At 76.4% G+C, this 1,051-nt stretch carries 1 protein-coding gene and 1 pseudogene; one reads left to right on the top strand and one right to left on the bottom strand.

What is annotated here, in order from left to right:
* Nucleotides 1-397 (bottom strand): annotated as a pseudogene (locus AB0L34_RS34380) (HisA/HisF-related TIM barrel protein); the annotation flags it as partial.
* A gap of 8 nt (nt 398-405) precedes the next feature.
* On the opposite strand from AB0L34_RS34380, the gene AB0L34_RS34375 reads away from it, so the two are divergent.
* Complete coding sequence (locus AB0L34_RS34375) at nt 406-990, top strand: allophanate hydrolase subunit 1 (RefSeq protein ID WP_363709854.1); 585 nt, start codon at nt 406-408, stop codon at nt 988-990.
* Nucleotides 991-1,051 lie beyond the last annotated feature (61 nt).

Here is a 1,051-nt window from a genome sequence, read left to right as displayed (position 1 = left end):
GCAGCAGGTCCAGGTTCGGCCCGCGCATGGTGCCGTCCTTGGTGATGTCGGTGACCACGTACCGCGCCGCGCCCGCCGCGTCCAGCCGGGCCAGCACCTCGTACAGGTCACCGCCGTCGCGGGTCCAGCCGCGCGCCGACAGGGTACGGCCGCGCACGTCCAGCCCGATCGCCACCCGGTCGCCGTACTCGCCGCAGATCCGGTCGCACCACTGCGGATCCTCCAGCGCGGCGGTGCCGATGTTCACCCGCGCCGCCCCGGTGGCCAGCGCCGCCCGCAGCGACTCGTCGTCGCGGATGCCACCGGACAGCTCCACCTTCACGTCCAGCTTGCCGACCACCTCGGCCAGCAGCGCGGCGTTGGAGCCCCGCCCGAACGCGGCGTCCAGATCCACCAGCCCACGCCCTGCTGCTCGACTGCGACGACCCCGAGCAGGTCGAGGCATGGCGGGCCGAACTGTGGCACCGGCGCGCGAGCGGCGAGCTGACCGCCACCGAAATCGTCCCGGGCGCGGTCACCGTGCTGCTCGACGGCGTACCGGACCCGTCGGCCGCCGCCGACCGGATCGCCGGCTGGCGGCCCCGGACCGGCGGCCCCGGCGCGACCACCGCCGAGGTCCGGGTGCCAGTCGTGTACGACGGCGAGGACCTGCCGCGCGTCGCCGCCCACTGGGACACCGACGTGCCCGCCGTGATCGACCGGCTGCGGCGTACCGAGTTCCGGGTCGCGTTCTGCGGATTCGCGCCCGGGTTCGCGTACCTGACCGGGCTGCCGCCCGCGCTCGCCGTGCCCCGGCTCGCCACACCGCGTACCCGGGTGCCGGCCGGCTCGGTCGCGCTCGCCGGCCCGTACGCGGGCATCTACCCCGCCGCGTCACCCGGCGGCTGGCTGCTGGTCGGCCGGACCGACCTGCCGCTGTTCGACGTGCACGCCGACCCGCCGGCCCGGCTCACCCCCGGCACCCGGGTCCGGCTGGTCGACACGCCGTGATCGAGGTACTGCGGGCCGGGGCGCTCACCACCGTCCAGGACCAGGGCCGACCGGGGTGGGC

The sequence above is a fragment of the Micromonospora sp. NPDC052213 genome (assembly GCF_040679695.1).
Lineage (GTDB): Bacteria > Actinomycetota > Actinomycetes > Mycobacteriales > Micromonosporaceae > Micromonospora.
Note: the sequence above shows the minus strand (reverse complement) of the source record. Positions and strands in the feature narration are given on the sequence as shown.